The sequence below is a fragment of the Pseudobutyrivibrio ruminis AD2017 genome, assembly GCF_000424305.1.
GTDB classification, from domain to species: domain Bacteria; phylum Bacillota; class Clostridia; order Lachnospirales; family Lachnospiraceae; genus Pseudobutyrivibrio; species Pseudobutyrivibrio ruminis_B.
Genome location: NZ_AUJQ01000004.1, coordinates 159,593 through 175,389, shown reverse-complemented (window position 1 = coordinate 175,389; position 15,797 = coordinate 159,593). Strand labels below are relative to the sequence as shown.

At 31.4% G+C, this 15,797-nt stretch carries 15 protein-coding genes and 1 pseudogene; 14 read left to right on the top strand and 2 right to left on the bottom strand.

Features of this window, described 5'->3' with window-relative positions:
- Positions 1 to 22 precede the first annotated feature (22 nt).
- Positions 23 to 1,726, top strand: a complete 1,704-nt coding sequence (locus tag G611_RS15685) for a hypothetical protein (RefSeq protein ID WP_028242282.1) — start codon at positions 23 to 25, stop codon at positions 1,724 to 1,726.
- Here the strand turns inward: G611_RS15685 and G611_RS16045 are convergent.
- Positions 1,629 to 2,041 (bottom strand): annotated as a pseudogene (locus G611_RS16045) (IS110 family transposase). The gene G611_RS15685 and the pseudogene G611_RS16045 overlap by 98 nt on opposite strands.
- Positions 2,042 to 2,471: 430 nt before the next feature.
- On the opposite strand from G611_RS16045, the gene G611_RS0102585 reads away from it, so the two are divergent.
- The 9 genes from G611_RS0102585 to G611_RS0102540 are packed head-to-tail and all read left to right on the top strand — an operon-like array spanning position 2,472 to position 10,881.
- On the top strand, positions 2,472 to 3,326 hold the full coding sequence (locus G611_RS0102585; protein WP_036947866.1) for a UbiA prenyltransferase family protein: 855 nt from the start codon (positions 2,472 to 2,474) through the stop codon (positions 3,324 to 3,326).
- 15 nt (positions 3,327 to 3,341) lie between these two features.
- A complete protein-coding gene (locus G611_RS13655) occupies positions 3,342 to 5,030 on the top strand; it encodes a hypothetical protein (RefSeq protein WP_036947864.1) in 1,689 nt (562 codons plus the stop codon).
- Positions 5,023 to 6,018, top strand: coding sequence for a glycosyltransferase family 2 protein (locus G611_RS15090; protein WP_196801526.1), 996 nt, complete (start codon positions 5,023 to 5,025; stop codon positions 6,016 to 6,018). The genes G611_RS13655 and G611_RS15090 overlap by 8 nt, the downstream gene beginning before the upstream one ends.
- Positions 6,019 to 6,033: 15 nt before the next feature.
- Positions 6,034 to 6,630: a haloacid dehalogenase-like hydrolase gene (locus G611_RS13645; RefSeq protein WP_051195020.1), complete on the top strand. Its 597-nt coding sequence runs from the start codon at positions 6,034 to 6,036 to the stop codon at positions 6,628 to 6,630.
- Positions 6,627 to 7,427 carry a glycosyltransferase family 2 protein gene (locus tag G611_RS0102560; protein WP_028242280.1) on the top strand — a complete coding sequence of 267 codons (801 nt, stop codon included), beginning with the start codon at positions 6,627 to 6,629 and terminating at the stop codon, positions 7,425 to 7,427. The genes G611_RS13645 and G611_RS0102560 overlap by 4 nt, the downstream gene beginning before the upstream one ends.
- Positions 7,428 to 7,437: 10 nt before the next feature.
- Complete coding sequence (locus G611_RS0102555) at positions 7,438 to 8,292, top strand: lysylphosphatidylglycerol synthase domain-containing protein (RefSeq protein WP_028242279.1); 855 nt, start codon at positions 7,438 to 7,440, stop codon at positions 8,290 to 8,292.
- 1 nt (position 8,293) lies between these two features.
- A complete protein-coding gene (locus tag G611_RS0102550) occupies positions 8,294 to 9,748 on the top strand; it encodes a hypothetical protein (protein ID WP_028242278.1) in 1,455 nt (484 codons plus the stop codon).
- Positions 9,741 to 10,145, top strand: a complete 405-nt coding sequence (locus G611_RS0102545; RefSeq protein WP_028242277.1) for a capsular biosynthesis protein — start codon at positions 9,741 to 9,743, stop codon at positions 10,143 to 10,145. The genes G611_RS0102550 and G611_RS0102545 overlap by 8 nt, the downstream gene beginning before the upstream one ends.
- Before the next feature lie 4 nt (positions 10,146 to 10,149).
- Positions 10,150 to 10,881: a glycosyltransferase family 2 protein gene (locus G611_RS0102540; protein ID WP_036947862.1), complete on the top strand. Its 732-nt coding sequence runs from the start codon at positions 10,150 to 10,152 to the stop codon at positions 10,879 to 10,881.
- Positions 10,882 to 11,132: 251 nt separating this feature from the next.
- On the opposite strand, the gene G611_RS15815 is transcribed toward G611_RS0102540, so the two are convergent.
- Positions 11,133 to 11,414 carry a hypothetical protein gene (locus G611_RS15815; protein WP_196801525.1) on the bottom strand — a complete coding sequence of 94 codons (282 nt, stop codon included), beginning with the start codon at positions 11,412 to 11,414 and terminating at the stop codon, positions 11,133 to 11,135.
- A gap of 293 nt (positions 11,415 to 11,707) precedes the next feature.
- On the opposite strand from G611_RS15815, the gene G611_RS0102530 reads away from it, so the two are divergent.
- From G611_RS0102530 to G611_RS0102515, 4 genes are all read left to right on the top strand, one after another.
- The gene (locus G611_RS0102530; RefSeq protein WP_028242274.1) at positions 11,708 to 12,766 is read left to right on the top strand and encodes a hypothetical protein; all 1,059 of its coding nucleotides are present in this window, start codon (positions 11,708 to 11,710) and stop codon (positions 12,764 to 12,766) included.
- Positions 12,767 to 12,861: 95 nt separating this feature from the next.
- Positions 12,862 to 14,010 (top strand): GmrSD restriction endonuclease domain-containing protein, encoded by a 1,149-nt coding sequence (locus tag G611_RS0102525; RefSeq protein ID WP_028242273.1) that lies wholly within the window; start codon positions 12,862 to 12,864, stop codon positions 14,008 to 14,010.
- Positions 13,985 to 14,953 (top strand): AAA family ATPase, encoded by a 969-nt coding sequence (locus G611_RS0102520; RefSeq protein ID WP_028242272.1) that lies wholly within the window; start codon positions 13,985 to 13,987, stop codon positions 14,951 to 14,953. The genes G611_RS0102525 and G611_RS0102520 overlap by 26 nt, the downstream gene beginning before the upstream one ends.
- The gene (locus tag G611_RS0102515) at positions 14,910 to 15,737 is read left to right on the top strand and encodes a hypothetical protein (protein ID WP_028242271.1); all 828 of its coding nucleotides are present in this window, start codon (positions 14,910 to 14,912) and stop codon (positions 15,735 to 15,737) included. The genes G611_RS0102520 and G611_RS0102515 overlap by 44 nt, the downstream gene beginning before the upstream one ends.
- The last annotated feature ends 60 nt before the right edge of the window (positions 15,738 to 15,797 follow it).

The following is a 15,797-nucleotide window of genomic DNA, read 5'->3' as shown; positions in this document are numbered from 1 at the left end:
AAAAAGAGGAGGGGAACAGATTTTGAAAATAATCAATAAGTTTATTAAAAGTAAATATGAAATTATAGTGCCTATTATACATTTTTTGCTTTCGTTTGCATGGCAGGGAAAGATATTTATTGGGTTCGGAAATTGGGATATGTATGCTACGGCTGTAAGAAATCAAAATGTTATATCAGCATCAGGTGAACTTCATTTGGTGTATTTGTTGTCAAGATTATTTTGCTTCTTTATTATATTGGGATGGTGGAAAATCATTTTTTTTATATTGCATGGAAATGTAAATAAATCGGACATGTTTATTCTTGGAAGCATACTTTTATTAGGTATAGTGTGTGGGGTTATTCTATATCCTCAATTTTGGGGAATTGAGATAGATAATTATACGAATTATTTGATGGCTATAAGATTTCAACCAACGTATTGGCAAAGTGTCTATACTGGTGCATTATATGGTGGTTGTCTAATGGTAGTGCCACACCCGATTGCTGTATTTATTGTTCAATGGTTCTTTTTTTGGTCTGTAGTTAGCTATATATATTTAGGAATTGAAAAAACATGTAATAATGAAGATTTTAAGTATATATCGTTGCTATTTTTTTTATTACCAGAGTCATACCATTTAACATTTAATGCATATAGAAATAATTTTTATACGGTATTAATTTTATTATATATATCTTTTATATATTTTTCTGTAAAAAAAGGAGAATGGTTACGAGGAATAAAACAGACAATCCTATTTTCACTAATGGCAACATTCGTGATGGTTTGGAGAAGTGAAGGTATATTAGTTGGCTTGGCAGGTATAGTGGTATATTTTTTTGCCGCATTAAGTAATAAGACAAAATCACAGGTAAAACTGTATTTGCTTGTGCCCATTTGTATTTCTTTTGTTGTATTAAGTCAAATACAAGAGCTTGGTTCAAAAAAATATTATGGTCAAGATTATATGATGTTAAATACAACTAACGTATTATATAGCGTGTTTAATAATCCTAATGCAAACTTATCCTATGAAGACGCAGAAGGTGATATTAAATCGATAGAAAATATAATCCCTATAGAAGTACTAAAGGAATATGGTATGGGTGGCTATAGGAGTTTTAACTGGAATCAAGGAAGACAGGATTTTAATCAGACCATGGCGACTGATGAGCAGGCGTCTTCGTATATGTCTGCCTATTATAATATTATAATCCATAATCTTGCAACATATTTGGATGTTCAGATAAATAATTTTTATAAAGCATTGCAGCTGCCTGCTAATCGGACAACATATGTATACGATGGCGATAATACAGTAGAATTAGAGTCGTTCGTATATGATAAATGGCAAATAGGACAAAATGAAATTAACAAAACATGGAATACAGAAGCTTGGGAGAAAAATCAAACAAGGATAGCATTAAGTGTGATTATAAATGAGGTCATAAGTGTTTGGCAAGAACTTATAATAAAATCTGGGCTTAATATTATTATTCATGTAGTTGCAATCCTTTCAGTCATAGTTTTTTTTCTGAAAGAATTGTTATATTGTATAGATAAAAAAAGAAAATGGAAAAAAGGAATACCGTTCATCATATCATTTATAGTTATTTTTGTTGAATTTTTAGCGGTAATGTTGTTTATGCCAGAAGGGAGAGCTGCATATTTGTATCCGATGTTGTATGCAAGTTATTTTGTATTATTTCTTTATTATATTGAAAATTATCAAAAAGCATAGGGCTGACAGCATAAATAAAAGTTAAAGTCAGCTGGATTTTTAATCTTGTACGCTGCTTCGCCATCTTTTGTCTGAACCTTCCGAGGTTCTTGAGCTGAATAAGACTTATGTCATAGAGCGTAACGAACCTATGCGGATGCATCATTAATACTTTACAAAGGATAATAGTATCAACCTTATAAGTCTTAGTTTTGCGAATGTTGTTTTTCTCATTTGCGCAGTCTGAATAGGATTGATGAGGCAAACATTATAGCCTTTTGGTGTTAGGAACATCAAAAGGTTATTGTCATAGTGAGCCGTAGATTCAAGACCAATGATGAGCTGGTCCTACTCAAAAGAATTGAGTTTGGAAGCCAGTAGACAGAAGCCGTCGACAGTGTCATTGGTAAATTTAAAAGGCTCTAGTAGCACTTAGCCATCAGAAGATATGGCTGTTGCAAAGTGATTAAGTTTTGTACTATCAATACCGACGAAAATAATAACGTTCTCCTTTCAATTAAGTATTGATACTGTGATATCCACCAACGATTATCCTTGTACACTTGATTGAAATAAGTGCTCAGATATAAATAGCACATCTAGCTTATTAACGATTCAGATAAGGGTAATGGCAATACACTTTATCGAGTAGTCAAAGCTTCAGGAAAAATTAAAAGTCCACTGTATCTGAATGTTTTATGACATAGTTATTAAAAAGAAAGGAAAGTAGATTAATTTGCTTCTGAACTGTTCATACAAGGAAAAAATGATTGGTAAAAAAATAAATAATTATCTAAAGCTATTAAGAGTAAAACATTATATAAAAAATCTCTTGGTCTTCATTCCCTTGTTCTTTTCAAGAGATATATTTAACAAGGAAAAGTTATACATTGCTTTACTTGGATTTGTTGCATTTTCATTAATGTCGTCTGCTATATATATAATTAATGATTATAGGGATATTGAAAAAGATAGGCTACATCCAGTAAAGAAGAATAGACCTTTAGCAAGTGGTTCTATAGATAAGACGCAGGCATTAATAGTTATGTCTTTATGTGGAATAATGTCAATAACTATCGTTGGAGGATGTATTAATGAAAAGAGTTTAATAGCGATTATCGTATATTTCCTTTTAAATATTTTATATAGTTTTGGTTTAAAAAAGAAGCCAATAGTAGATGTTGTAATACTAGCATCAGGCTTTGTCATAAGAGTAGTATTCGGTGGTTTGATAAATGATATAAAAATATCTTCTTTTTTGTTTTTAGTAATTGTTGTAGGTAGTTTATTTATGGGGCTTGGTAAACGTAGAAACGAATATCGTAAACAAACAGATACAAGAGATGTTTTGAAATATTATAGCGAATCATTTCTAGATAAGAATATGTATGTTTGCATGTCACTTGCCGATGTTTTTTATGCTATGTGGGCAATTGAAATGGATTATAGGGGACTTCTTTGGAGTATACCATATTTTATAATTATACTTATGACATATAGTCGAAATATAGAAGGGGAATCTGATGGAGATCCAGTTGAAGTTATTTTAAATGATAAATTATTAGTTGTTTTATTAATAGGGTATATAGTATTTGTTTTTATATGTGTTTATTTGTTATAAGATGGAGAATTTAAAATGAAAAAAAAAGATACTGCTAGTTTGCTAATGTTTGATGTTGCAAGTGTATTAATATATATATTTATGATGTTGTTATTGGAAACGTCGGTTTTGTTTTGTTTTAAGATTAATATATTCTGGGGAACTATGCCTTTGGCGTGTATTGGCGCAGGCATAGTGTTTTTTGCGTTAAGAGAAAATAGTTTTAAAAGAACGGTATACGTTATTACTTTTAGTATAATAATAATAATTTTAGCTTCAGCGATATCAAATACTTATTATGATAGATCATGGGATGGAAATGCATATCATAAGTTGGCTGTGGGACTGCTTAAAAATGGTTGGAATCCTCTTTGGGAAAAACCTAGTTTGGAAATATCTGAAGGAATAGGACATACTGATGGTAATGTTATTTGGTGTGAAGGATACTGCAAAGGAACTTGGATATATGCAGCTTCTATATATGCTTTAGTGCATAATATTGAAGCAGGAAAGTCCTATACATTGATTGGTATGATTACTGTAGGTTCATTGGCTTACTATTATCTAAACAAAAAGAAATATGCAAATAAAGTGATTATAGGAGGTACGCTATTGTTAGCCATAAATCCTATAGCAATGCAACAAATGGATTCGTTTTATTTGGATGGGTTTTTACATTGCATGATAATATGTTTGGTTATTTCTCTCATGATGATGCAAGACAATGATTTGTTTGATAAAAAAATATCAAAAAGCTTAGTGTTTTCGACAATGATAGTTTGTGGAAATATAAAATTTACAGGATTGCTATACGGTGGAATATTTTGTATAGCTTTTTATATTTATGCTTGTGTAAATAATTTTAGATTAATTGGAAAGATAGATAGTGCAATCATTGAGAGAACTATATTTTATTTGATTTTGGCAGTAACTACAGTTTTATGGGCCGGGAATCTAACATACTTGACAAATGTGATTCGTCATAAGACATTACTTTATCCATTACTTGGTAGTGATAGTAAGGACATCATGTCTGGAAACTCACCATTTCTAGAAGAAAATCATATTAAAAATTTATTGGTATCATTGTTTTCGTACACAGACAACATGCAAAGAGAGGCAGATGGAACTATTGATTTAAAGATTCCGTTTACTTTTAGTATTAAGCGTGAGTTGTATTCAATCATTTTGCCTGATACGAGAATTGGAGGATTTGGTATTTTTTTTAGTGGTATTTTTTGCTTTGCAATAATAGGATTGTTTATATATATACTAAAATTAAAAAAAGATAAAGACTTTTGGTTAATATTAACGGTATTTAGTTGCTGTATTTTGTTGACATTTGGAATAAAAGAAAGTTGGTGGGCTAGGTATGCTCCATATATTTATATAATATCTGTAGTAGGGGTACTAGTTCTAGTTGGAAGTAATTATAAGTTTATTAATAAAATAGGTTTTATAATAATGTTAATATTGCTTTTAAATAATTTGTTGCCCCTAATATCACTTCCTATAGATATAAAAAAAAGTATGACAATTAGAAGTGAGTTAGTTGAAATAAAAGCTGAAATGCCAATTGAAGTTTATAATGATGATTTTCCAGGTGTTTACTATAATTTTAAAGATTCAAATATAAAGTATGTAATTAATGAGAAATTAGCTGAAGAAGAAAATAAACAAATGAACTATTGTGAAACATTATGGAGAACAAATGTTAATGAATGATAAAATTAGTGTTATAGTACCTGTATATAATGTCAAAGATTGCCTTGGAAGATGTATTGAGAGCGTAATAAGTCAAACATACCAAAATTGGGAGTTGTTGTTAATAGATGACGGAGCAACTGATGGTTCTGGTGAGTTATGCGACCAATATGAGCAGATAGATTATCGAATAAAGGTATATCACCAAAAGAATCAAGGCGTATCTGTTGCTAGAAATCGCGGAATAGATTTAGCGAGAGGGGAGTATATTTGTTTTATTGATTCAGATGACTCTATTGAAACTGAAATGTTTGAGAAATTAAAAAACGCAATCGTTCATGATTCATGTGATTTTGTAATGTGTGGATTTAAGCGCATTTATGATGAACGAATCGAAAATCAAATTTATCCAGAAAGTATATTACATGGTAGTAAAGAAATTGGCATGTTTATACAGAATAATTATCTCAAATGGTTGATTTCATCTCCTTGTGGAAGGCTATATAAAAGATCTTTGATTGATAAATTAAGATATGATGAATCAATGAAATTAGGTGAGGATTTACACTTTAATATTAGATATTTTCAGAAGTGTAATACTGTAACGGTAATAGAATCCCCTCTTTACTTGTATTATGATTACGGTAATTCTTTAACTCATAGATATATAAAAGGTAATTATGAAGCAATATGTGTTATTTATGTTGATACAATAAACTATCTAATATCGATATCTGATTTAGATAGCGTAGACTTTAAGAATATAAATTATAAGCTGTTTTCGTTTTGCGTTTCATTTATGTCTCAGAATATTGGTTGTGATAGCTTTGTTAATGAAATTAAATTTATAAAACAAGTGTGCGAAAATGAAAATCTAAATATTGCTATTAGTGATTTGCCAGATGTAGGAGTTATATACAGAATATATATATGGGCATTGAAACATAAGTTAGTTGCAATATTATGGGTACTGTCAATGATAAAGTATTATTTTAATGATAAGCGATAAAAAGTGGGGTGTGTTATGAACGTTTATGATTTTGATGGAACTATATATGATGGTGACAGTACTTTAGATTTTTATTTTACTATGTGTAGAAAATATCCTAACGTACTACTGTGTCTGCCAAGGCAAGCAATTGCTTTTCTTAAGTATAAATGGGGAAAAATAGATAAAACAACTTTTAAGCAGGAATTCTACAGCTTTCTTAGAAATGTTGAAGATGTTGGACATGAAGTAGATTTGTTTTGGGAAGAAAATAAGAAAAAGATTAAATTATGGTATTATGATGAAAAACGAAATGACGATATCATTATTTCTGCTTCTCCAGAATTTTTACTAAAACCTGTTTGTAATTCATATTTAGGGATAGAGGTGATTGCTTCTAAAGTAAATCCAAGTACAGGTAAATATGTTGGAAAGAATTGTTATGGCAAAGAAAAAGTGAATAGATTTATGGAATTACATAAAGGTGATTCGATTGAGTCATTTTATAGTGATTCGGATAGTGATTATCCACTTGCTGTCCTTGCAAAACAAGCTTTTTTTGTCGAGAAAAATACAATTGTAAGGTGGGATAAAAACACATTTAATAAAAAATTTAAAGGATTACTGATATGAAAAACAAAATCTTACTATTTATACCAATGTACAACTGTGAAAAGCAGATTGTTAGAGTATTGGGACAGCTTACAGATGAGGTATGTGAATATCTATCTGAGGTTATCATAATTAATAACAGAAGCACAGATAACGGCGAGCAGGCAGTACAGGATTATTTAAAAGAAAGAAACCTTCCTATCAAGGCTACACTCTTTAGAAATGATGATAACTATGGCCTTGGTGGTTCGCATAAGGTGGCATTCAAATACGCCATGGATAATGGATTTGATTACGTAATCCTTCTTCACGGTGATGACCAGGGTGATATATCTAATATTCTGCCTTACCTTAAGACTGGCGAATACGAAAACTATGATTGCTTCCTAGGTGCCAGATTCATCAAAGGGTCTAAACTTCAGGGCTACTCTAAGTTTAGAACATTTGGAAACGTTGTATACAACACACTGTTTTCTATTGGATGTGGTTACAAAGTATACGACCTTGGCTCAGGTCTGAACATGTACAATACTAACATTCTTAAGAATCAATTCTATTATAAATACAAAGATAATCTTGTATTCAATTACTGCATGGTTATGGGACAGGCTTATTACAAACACAAGGTAAAGTTTTTCCCTATTATCTGGCGTGAGGATGATCAGGTTTCCAACGTAAAGATGGTAAATCAGGCCATGGTTGTGTTAAAATTATTAGGTTCGTTTATTGTAAATAAAAAGAAGTTTATCGAAGGCGAACATAGAGATAGAATAATTGATAACTATACTGCACAGGTAGTATATACAAATCAGCAGTAGTGGAGCAGTCATGAAACAAAAATCATTTATATATAATTTGATAAACATATTAGTGTTGCTAGCGGCAGCACTAATTTTTGTTTTTAATTATATTAATAATCAGGTCTTTGATGGAATGGGAATGCTGCCAATAATTATTACTATTTTGGCAGTTGTGCTAGTCCATTCTCTAAAGGCCATTCGTTTATATATAGCCTTGTATGGCGCTGATATTACAGGCCCTGATTATATTAAAACCTATTGTAAGGTTACACCAATCAGCATTCTGTTCCCTTTCAAATTAGGCGAACTATTCAGAATGTACTGTTACGGTGCCACCATTAACAATATGCTGAAGGGCGTAGTCACAGTTATCCTTGATAGATTTATGGATACGGTAGCACTTGTCACTATGATTTTCCTGGTATGGGTAGTTAACGGTGGGGTCATAATGCCTATAGTTTACTTCCTACTAATCTTTATAGTAGCCGCAGGTGTATTATTTATGGCGTTGCCAGGTATATATAAATATTGGAAAAAATATTTACTACAGGCAGATGCATCACCTAGAAAGCTGAAGGCTCTTAAATTCCTAGATAACCTTAACAAAGTATATGTAGAAATAGTAAATGTATCTAGAGGCCGTGGCATTATTTTGTACGTACTATCATTACTAGCATGGGCTATCGAAATAGGCAGTGTTGCAGCTATTGCCAGTCTTACTAAAGACAGATATATTAACGCAACAATCTCAGAATACTTACTATCAGCACTAAGCAAAGCTCAGTCAGTAGAGCTAAAGCATTTTATATTTATAAGCGTAGTACTTATGATTATATTGTATTTGGTTGTAAAGATTCGTGATTCCATAATTGAGAGGAAATAATATGAAGACATTAATAGTATATGATGATACAGGACGCAAAAGTGAAGTAATTGCAGATATTATCGGTGACAAAGGCTTCGCAGATGTAGTGGTTAAAAAGCGTTGCTTAGAAGAATACTATCATGATGAAATGAACAATATTTTTTCAGATGTAGTTTGGAAAAAGGTTCATTCTGTTTTCGAATACGCTGATTTGTTAAAGCAGCTGGACGTATACAATTCTCAAGATGTATGGGTACTTCATTGCTTTTCAAACTATATCGTTTCTGATGCAGAAGCAGCCAGATTATCATTTGAAAAATTATCATATATAGATGAACCTTATGCTGCCTTTGATGGAAACAGAGCTGTTGCTGCTATGTTCCCAAATTTAGACAGCTATGTATCATTCTGCAAGAATATTATCTCTGGTCGCAAGGCTTGGGATTTAGTTAAAGAAATAGATGCCAACTTCCAAATCGTTGGCATGGTAGATATTGGTCTTATTTCCAATTTCATCCAGTGTGTAACAGGCAATTTTGATTCCAGATATTTTAACAGCCTAAAAGGAAATGAATACACCTTGGTTAAATCTTCTACTAACAAAAAGAAGATAAAGGCTGAATACGATTTCTATCATCTTCTTCCAGATGATATGAAATACTGGTTTGTAATGCCATTTGATTACAAAGAGGACGATGACAAAGCTAGCTACACCATGGAAAGATTGCACATGACCGATTTGGCTATCAAATGGGTTCATGGTTCCATGGACAAATCAGAATTTGAAGCATTGATGGACAAATATTTCTTCTTCTTTAAATGCAGACATACAAAGGAATGCACTAAGGAAGAATATCAAAAAACTGCAGATACATTGTATGTGGATAAGGTTCAAAGCCGTATCAATGATTTAAAGCAGCTTCCACAGTACAAAAATATCGAAGCATTGTTATCATCTATTGGAGATGTAAATATTGATAGCATAGTTTCAAGATATTTATCATTAAAAGATAAGATAGAAGCTAAAAACAATTACAGGCCAGAAATGGTAATAGGTCACGGTGACCCATGCTTTGCCAATGCTTTATATAATAAATCTACACAGATGTTAAAGTTCATCGATCCTAAGGGAGCTAGTGTAGAATCAGACTTATGGACTAACCCATATTATGATGTAGCAAAGCTTAGCCATTCGGTTTGTGGCAAATACGATTTCTTCAACAACGGATTGTTTGATATAAGAATCGCTGAAGATTTCACTTATGATTTGGAAATACCATTTGATAATTCCGAATATATGCAGATATTCAAATCTAAGGTAGAGGAAAATGGATTTGATTATCTGACAGTTAGAATCTACGAGGCTTCATTGTTTATATCAATGTTGCCATTACACATAGATAATCCTCACAAAGTGCTAGGATTTATATTGAATGCAGATAGGATTTTAAAGGAGATAGAGTTAGATGTTTAAGGATTACTCTTTTGTTTTTGATATTGATGGAACACTGTGTCCTATAAAGAAAAAGGATGAGCGTTATGAGGATTTGGTTCCATATCCAGATATGGTAGAAAAGCTTAAGTATTATAAGGATAATGGCGCTAAAATCGTTCTTTATACATCACGTAACATGAAAACCTACAATGGAAATCTTGGCCTTATAAACAAATACACAGCGGCTGTATTGAATGAATGGCTTGCTAAATGGGACATTCCTTACGATGAAATAGTATTTGGAAAGGTTTGGCCAGGACCAAAGGGATTTTATGTAGATGATAGGTCAGTTAGACCAGATGAATTCTTAAATCACACACCAGAAGAATTAGCTGAGATATGTGAAAAGTCACGCTTACACAATGGGGAGGAATAAAGCTATGGGGAAGATAGATGTAGTTATCACAATGGGGGGACTTGGCTCTCGTTTTAGAAAAATGGGTTACAACTTGCCTAAATACATGATAGAGGCCAAAGGAAAGACCTTATTTGAATGGTCTTTAATCAGCCTTGAGGGCTATAAGGCTGATGTAAATCAGTATGTGTTCATAGCTATGAAGGATGATAATGCTGATGTGGAAGCTTTCATTAGTAAAAAGTGCGAAGAGCTTGGCATTAATAATTATCATGTAATCGTTTTGGATTATCTTACAGATGGACAGGCCACTACAGCCATGAAGGCTGCTCAGTTCTGGGATAGAAACAACGCATTGCTTATCTACAATATTGATACATACGTTGAAGCAGGAGAGATGAATTCTGCAGAGCTTAAGGGAGATGGTTTCATTCCTTGCTTCCAAGCTGAAGGAGACCACTGGAGCTTCGTTCGTTTGGATGAAACAGGCAAGGTTGTAGAAATAAAGGAAAAGAAGCGTATATCTAATTATTGCACACTTGGCGCTTATTATTTTAAAACCTGTGGTTTATACGAGGATTTGTATAACGAATATTACAGCAAGGATATAGAGCTTGTTAATGGTGAGAAATATGTTGCTCCTCTCTATGATTATTTGTTATCAAAGGGAGGCGAGATATACATTTCGGATATAGCACCTGAGAGAGTGCATGTGTTAGGAACACCTGAGGAGCTTCAGGCTTTTCTTAATGAATAAAGGAGAATTTGTTTATAAATGAGGAAATTATTAATTCAGGCCATTAAATTTGTGGGTCTGAGTGGCATAGGCTGGGTATTAGATTTTTGTATATTCATTTTACTGGGATTTGTCTCTGCGAATCACAGCATTAATAATTTTATCAGCTCATGGGTTGGCGTAACATTTGTTTTCATCTTTGCTACCAGGAAGGTATTTAAAAGTAATAGCAATATACCACTATGGGCCAAATATGTAATATACATAGTTTATCAGTTTTTACTAATATCATTAGCATCTAAGGTTTTAGGCTTTGTTGATGGCATTATAGTTGCTAATATCACATGGCCGCTTGTTGTAAAGTTTTCAGGTATAATTGCAAAAATATTTATTACACCATTTACTATGGTGTTGAATTTCTTTGTAATGAAGGGAGTAATAGAGAAGATTGACTGACACCACTCAGTAACATTGAGTGAACTAGCTTGTTGCTCACGAATGGTGTTAGCCCAGTCGTTGAGTTTTGCTTGATGAATAACTTTAGATGTGTTCATGAGAAGTCCTCCCTAAAATGTATTTGGGGTAATCATCTCATGAGTGTGGTAGAATTGTAAGTTACGAGTGATTGAGGGCTTACTTTGGTACCAGTTGATGCAGCAATAAAATCTAGTTTACAAAGTTTTGTTGTATTTTCATTTATTCTTATAGTTTTTGGGGTATTTGTTGCTGTTGTGATAGAGGACAAAGTGAACTGATTTGTATTAGATACAATTACAACAAGGAAATTGTAAGATTATAGTTGTTTGTGCAGAAGACGATAGTTGATAAATATAAAATGGGGAGTTAAATGAAAAAAATAAATAGTAGCTTTACTTCTGGCATAAAATTATTAAAAAATTTAACAATGCAGAAAACGTTAAGTATTATGGTGATAGTAGTTGTTATATTTATAATAGCTACATACGTTTATGATGTAAAACATTCATCGGTTGTTTTGCAAGGAGAACCAAATATATTAACGATTACAAATTACCGGGGTGATGCAGCATTCAGCTGTAATGGCTTATTTATCAATCAGGGAACAATAGTAAATAGAGAAAAAATAAAAGTCTTGATTGATTCGAAAGAATATTGTGCTAATCCAGGAAAAATGCGTATTGTATTTAATAGCGGTAATGGAAGCGGTTTATTAAATAATAGTATTTTATGTAAAGGAAAAGGGCTATATTATGACATGAATATTTCATCAGAGTATTCTTTTGCTGCAGACACTATTGAGATTACCAATCATGGTGATAGCGAGTCATTCCTTCATAAAATGACGTCTGGAAAAAATGAGGATATTGTTTGGATTAAGCTATATAATCCAATTTTTAATAGTATATTTCAAGTGCAAAAAAATGAAAAGTTTAAATTAACAGGGAATTTTTTAATTATTATTGGAGATGATGTGATACAGTCAAATAATTCTGAAATCGAGATTGTTAATCCGAGCATGTCTGCATCATTTTATATAAACTCGATGAATTACGCAATGATACCATTGCAAAATTCGGCAAGCCTTACATTGGATGGCAATATATCAGAGTTAAGTGTTGAAATGATACCAGGCAAAGATCGACTAGTTCTTACTAGGTCTTCAAAGCAAATGGATTATGTTGTTGGTGCTCAAACTGTTGTAATAGATGACCACAATAATGATTTGATTTTTAAATATGATTCTGAAGCATCTATACCACTAAATGTAGCAGGCAAATACCCAACGGTTAAAATAGACAATATTAATGTTTCTAATGGGTTGGCGTCATTTCTATTTACAAATATAGATGGAGTAATCATGACAATCTTTTCGATATTTTTTTCAGGTATAATTGGAAAGGTCATTGGAGAAAAAAGACGCGAATGAGGACAGAGAATTAATCAAAATAAGCATGAAAGTTTAAATTGGAAAATTCAATTATTATATGAGGTATAAAACATTAGGAAGGTGGATTTGTAAATATGGTCGAAAATAATATGGAGTTTATAGATGAAGAATATTTAAGTGAAGAAAATGAAGAAGTCTTTTCAAATATAACCATACAAAGCTATAAAACAGATATGGGATTTAAGACGCTTATGCAAGGAGTGGAGCAAGGTATTTTTTTGGTACCTAAATTTCAGAGAGCTTATAGGTGGAAAACCAATCAGGTGGAAGAATTAGCAGCTTCATTGGTTCGTGGTATGCCCATCCCACCAATTTATACTTATAAAAATGAAGATGGAAAATTTCAGATACTTGATGGACAGCAAAGAATAATAAGTTTGCTATTATATTATCATGATAAAAAGCTAAGAAATACATATAATGCGCATCTTAATCTAAAAAATCAAAGCATTATGGATGTATTGAATGACCCTAAAATAACAGTTGAGCATAAGTATAAGATGAAATACATGAGAAATGTAGAAGGAAAACTAAGGGAGGAAGTAAAAGATATTACTTATTCAACATTGGAAGAGTCATTAAAGACAAAAGTTGATTTTACAACTATCACAGTAGTTGAAATTGTATTTGGAGATTTGGATAATAAGCTACAGAATATATATAAGATTTTTGCTAATTTAAATTCGGGAGGTGCACCTCTATCACCACAGGAATTAAGAAATGGAATATTTGTTTCACCATTTTATGAGATGCTTGATCAAATGAATAAAAATTCAAAGTGGAGACGGATGTTTGGAGCAGAAAATAAAGAGGCTAAAGATATTGAATTTTTGTTGCGTCTATGTGCTATGGAACATCAAATGAATCATGCTGATGGTAAAGTTGAAATAAGACCTTTTAAAAACTATACGCGCCTATTAAACGAGTTTTCAAAGGAATCAATAAATTTTAATGAGCAAACAGTTGAAAGATATAAAAGTCAGCTGATAAAGTTTATAGATTATATGCCAGATAGAATCGAAAAAAGTTTTGTTCTATGGGAAGCGTTGTATCTGGCAGAGGTGCTTTTAAACTTTGATTGTAATGTCAATGTTAATAATATTAATGAGGCTATATCTAAGGATAATTATATAAAAAGTCTTGATAGAGCAGTTTCAAAGACTAAAGCAATTGAACAAAGGATAGAAATAATAACAGATGCAATACGAAAAGAAAATAGATAAGATAATTGAATTTATTACAGATACTTTACCAAAGAATAAAAATATAATAATTATTGGTGAAAATTTTAGTGGTAAAACAGATTTATTTATTCATTTAATAAATAACTTTTCTTCAAATGTGTATTTCATCGATACACCTAATAGGTATATAGAGGTGAAAGAAATATCTTTAGAGCCAGATAATATTCAGGTGGACATTATAGATATACTTCAGAATAGAAAACATACAAAAAATATAAATGCAATAGACACGTTTGGTAGTTATACTGGAAATATAGGACGGCAATTTTTGAATTATAGACAAGATTTAGAATTGTTATTTAAAGATGTGACTGGAAAAACGCTATCAATTCAACAACGTAATATTGATAATATCAATGAAGAGATAGTCTTAGTAATAGATGGGCTAGAAATAAATGACATTGTTCGATTATCTAATGGACTACAAGCTATAATGCGAATATTGTTGGAATTATTAATATTGAAGAATAATACTAACGAAGAGATAATTGTTTTAATTGATGAAATAGACTTGCATCTTTCTGCTGAAATATGTATTAACTTTTTGAATTATCTTGTGGAGAAATTTGATAGTTTTAAATTTATCATAACTACTCATTCCAAAGATATTGTTGTTGGCACAAATAATGCGATGATTGTTGCTATTTCAGAAGACAATTATTATACATATGATGCTGATGATATTGACAATTTAGGTAAAGCAGAAAATATTTGGAAAAAAGTTGCGATGCAAGGTAATGAAGATGATACTGAAGGAGATTTAAATTTACTAAAATTATTATATAACCACATGATGTCGAATTGCTTTAGCGATGATGACATTGAAGCATTTTGTAATCTTGATATAGCAAAAATGACAAGGTTGGAGGTGTTTATATATGGGGAAATTGAAAAAGGATTATCTCCATCTAAAAATAGATAACTATCTTGTAAATTACAAATCAATGGATGGAGCTGGATATACGACACCTAAATCAAAGATGTTAATGAGACAAAAATTATTAGAAGCAAGTAGAGGGTATTGCATGTATTGCTTTATTAGAATAAAAGTAGATACAAAAACTTTTTCTAATTTGGAGCATAGCATTGAAAAATCTAAAAATGGCACTAAACTTGCAATGTGTCGTATGAACATATCAATAACCTGTCCAGTATGTAATACAAAATATAAAAAGAAATATGAGTCTTTAAGAATAAAAAGTATTGTTAATACTATCGAGTATAAAGATTATTTGGCTGCAAACTGCAATTATGATAGTTGCACAAGTATGTGTCCTGCATATATGAGATTGAGGGACAGATATTACAGAGGTGAATATGGGCACATTATACTTCAACCTTACGATTCTGTTGTCAAAGAATGTAAGGTTGACTCTATAGGAGGTAACCCATTAAATATTGAATATGATCTGATTGATGGTTTGTTTTATCCTGATTCCTCTATACAATATACAAATGAAGAAAGAAAATTTATTGTTGATCATATTAATTATTTTCATCTTAATGACGTTGGAGAGCGCACTAATGAAATTTACCGCTTTTGTAAGGATATGATAAATGATTATTCGAGTCGAAATATGAAAGATAAGTATGATAATTATATAGTGCCATTATTTATAGAAAAAACTAAGGAACTGACAGATGACAAATTAGTAATGTTATGTGAATTTATTTATAAATGTGGATTGATTACAGGTAGAATATAAATATATGAAGTAATCATGACAATCTTTTCGATATTTTTCTTCAGGTATAATTGGAAATGT

Coding starts and splice junctions, on each gene's coding strand:
- G611_RS13655 (WP_036947864.1), top strand. CDS start 3,342: ATGAAAAAAAAAGATACTGCTAGTTTGCTAATGTTTGATGTTGCAAGT.
- G611_RS0102515 (WP_028242271.1), top strand. CDS start 14,910: ATGGGGAAATTGAAAAAGGATTATCTCCATCTAAAAATAGATAACTAT.
- G611_RS0102560 (WP_028242280.1), top strand. CDS start 6,627: ATGAAAAACAAAATCTTACTATTTATACCAATGTACAACTGTGAAAAG.
- G611_RS0102550 (WP_028242278.1), top strand. CDS start 8,294: ATGAAGACATTAATAGTATATGATGATACAGGACGCAAAAGTGAAGTA.
- G611_RS0102530 (WP_028242274.1), top strand. CDS start 11,708: ATGAAAAAAATAAATAGTAGCTTTACTTCTGGCATAAAATTATTAAAA.
- G611_RS0102540 (WP_036947862.1), top strand. CDS start 10,150: ATGGGGAAGATAGATGTAGTTATCACAATGGGGGGACTTGGCTCTCGT.
- G611_RS15815 (WP_196801525.1), bottom strand. CDS start 11,414: ATGAACACATCTAAAGTTATTCATCAAGCAAAACTCAACGACTGGGCT.
- G611_RS0102520 (WP_028242272.1), top strand. CDS start 13,985: ATGCAATACGAAAAGAAAATAGATAAGATAATTGAATTTATTACAGAT.
- G611_RS13645 (WP_051195020.1), top strand. CDS start 6,034: ATGAACGTTTATGATTTTGATGGAACTATATATGATGGTGACAGTACT.
- G611_RS0102545 (WP_028242277.1), top strand. CDS start 9,741: ATGTTTAAGGATTACTCTTTTGTTTTTGATATTGATGGAACACTGTGT.
- G611_RS0102555 (WP_028242279.1), top strand. CDS start 7,438: ATGAAACAAAAATCATTTATATATAATTTGATAAACATATTAGTGTTG.
- G611_RS0102525 (WP_028242273.1), top strand. CDS start 12,862: ATGGTCGAAAATAATATGGAGTTTATAGATGAAGAATATTTAAGTGAA.
- G611_RS0102585 (WP_036947866.1), top strand. CDS start 2,472: ATGATTGGTAAAAAAATAAATAATTATCTAAAGCTATTAAGAGTAAAA.
- G611_RS15090 (WP_196801526.1), top strand. CDS start 5,023: ATGAATGATAAAATTAGTGTTATAGTACCTGTATATAATGTCAAAGAT.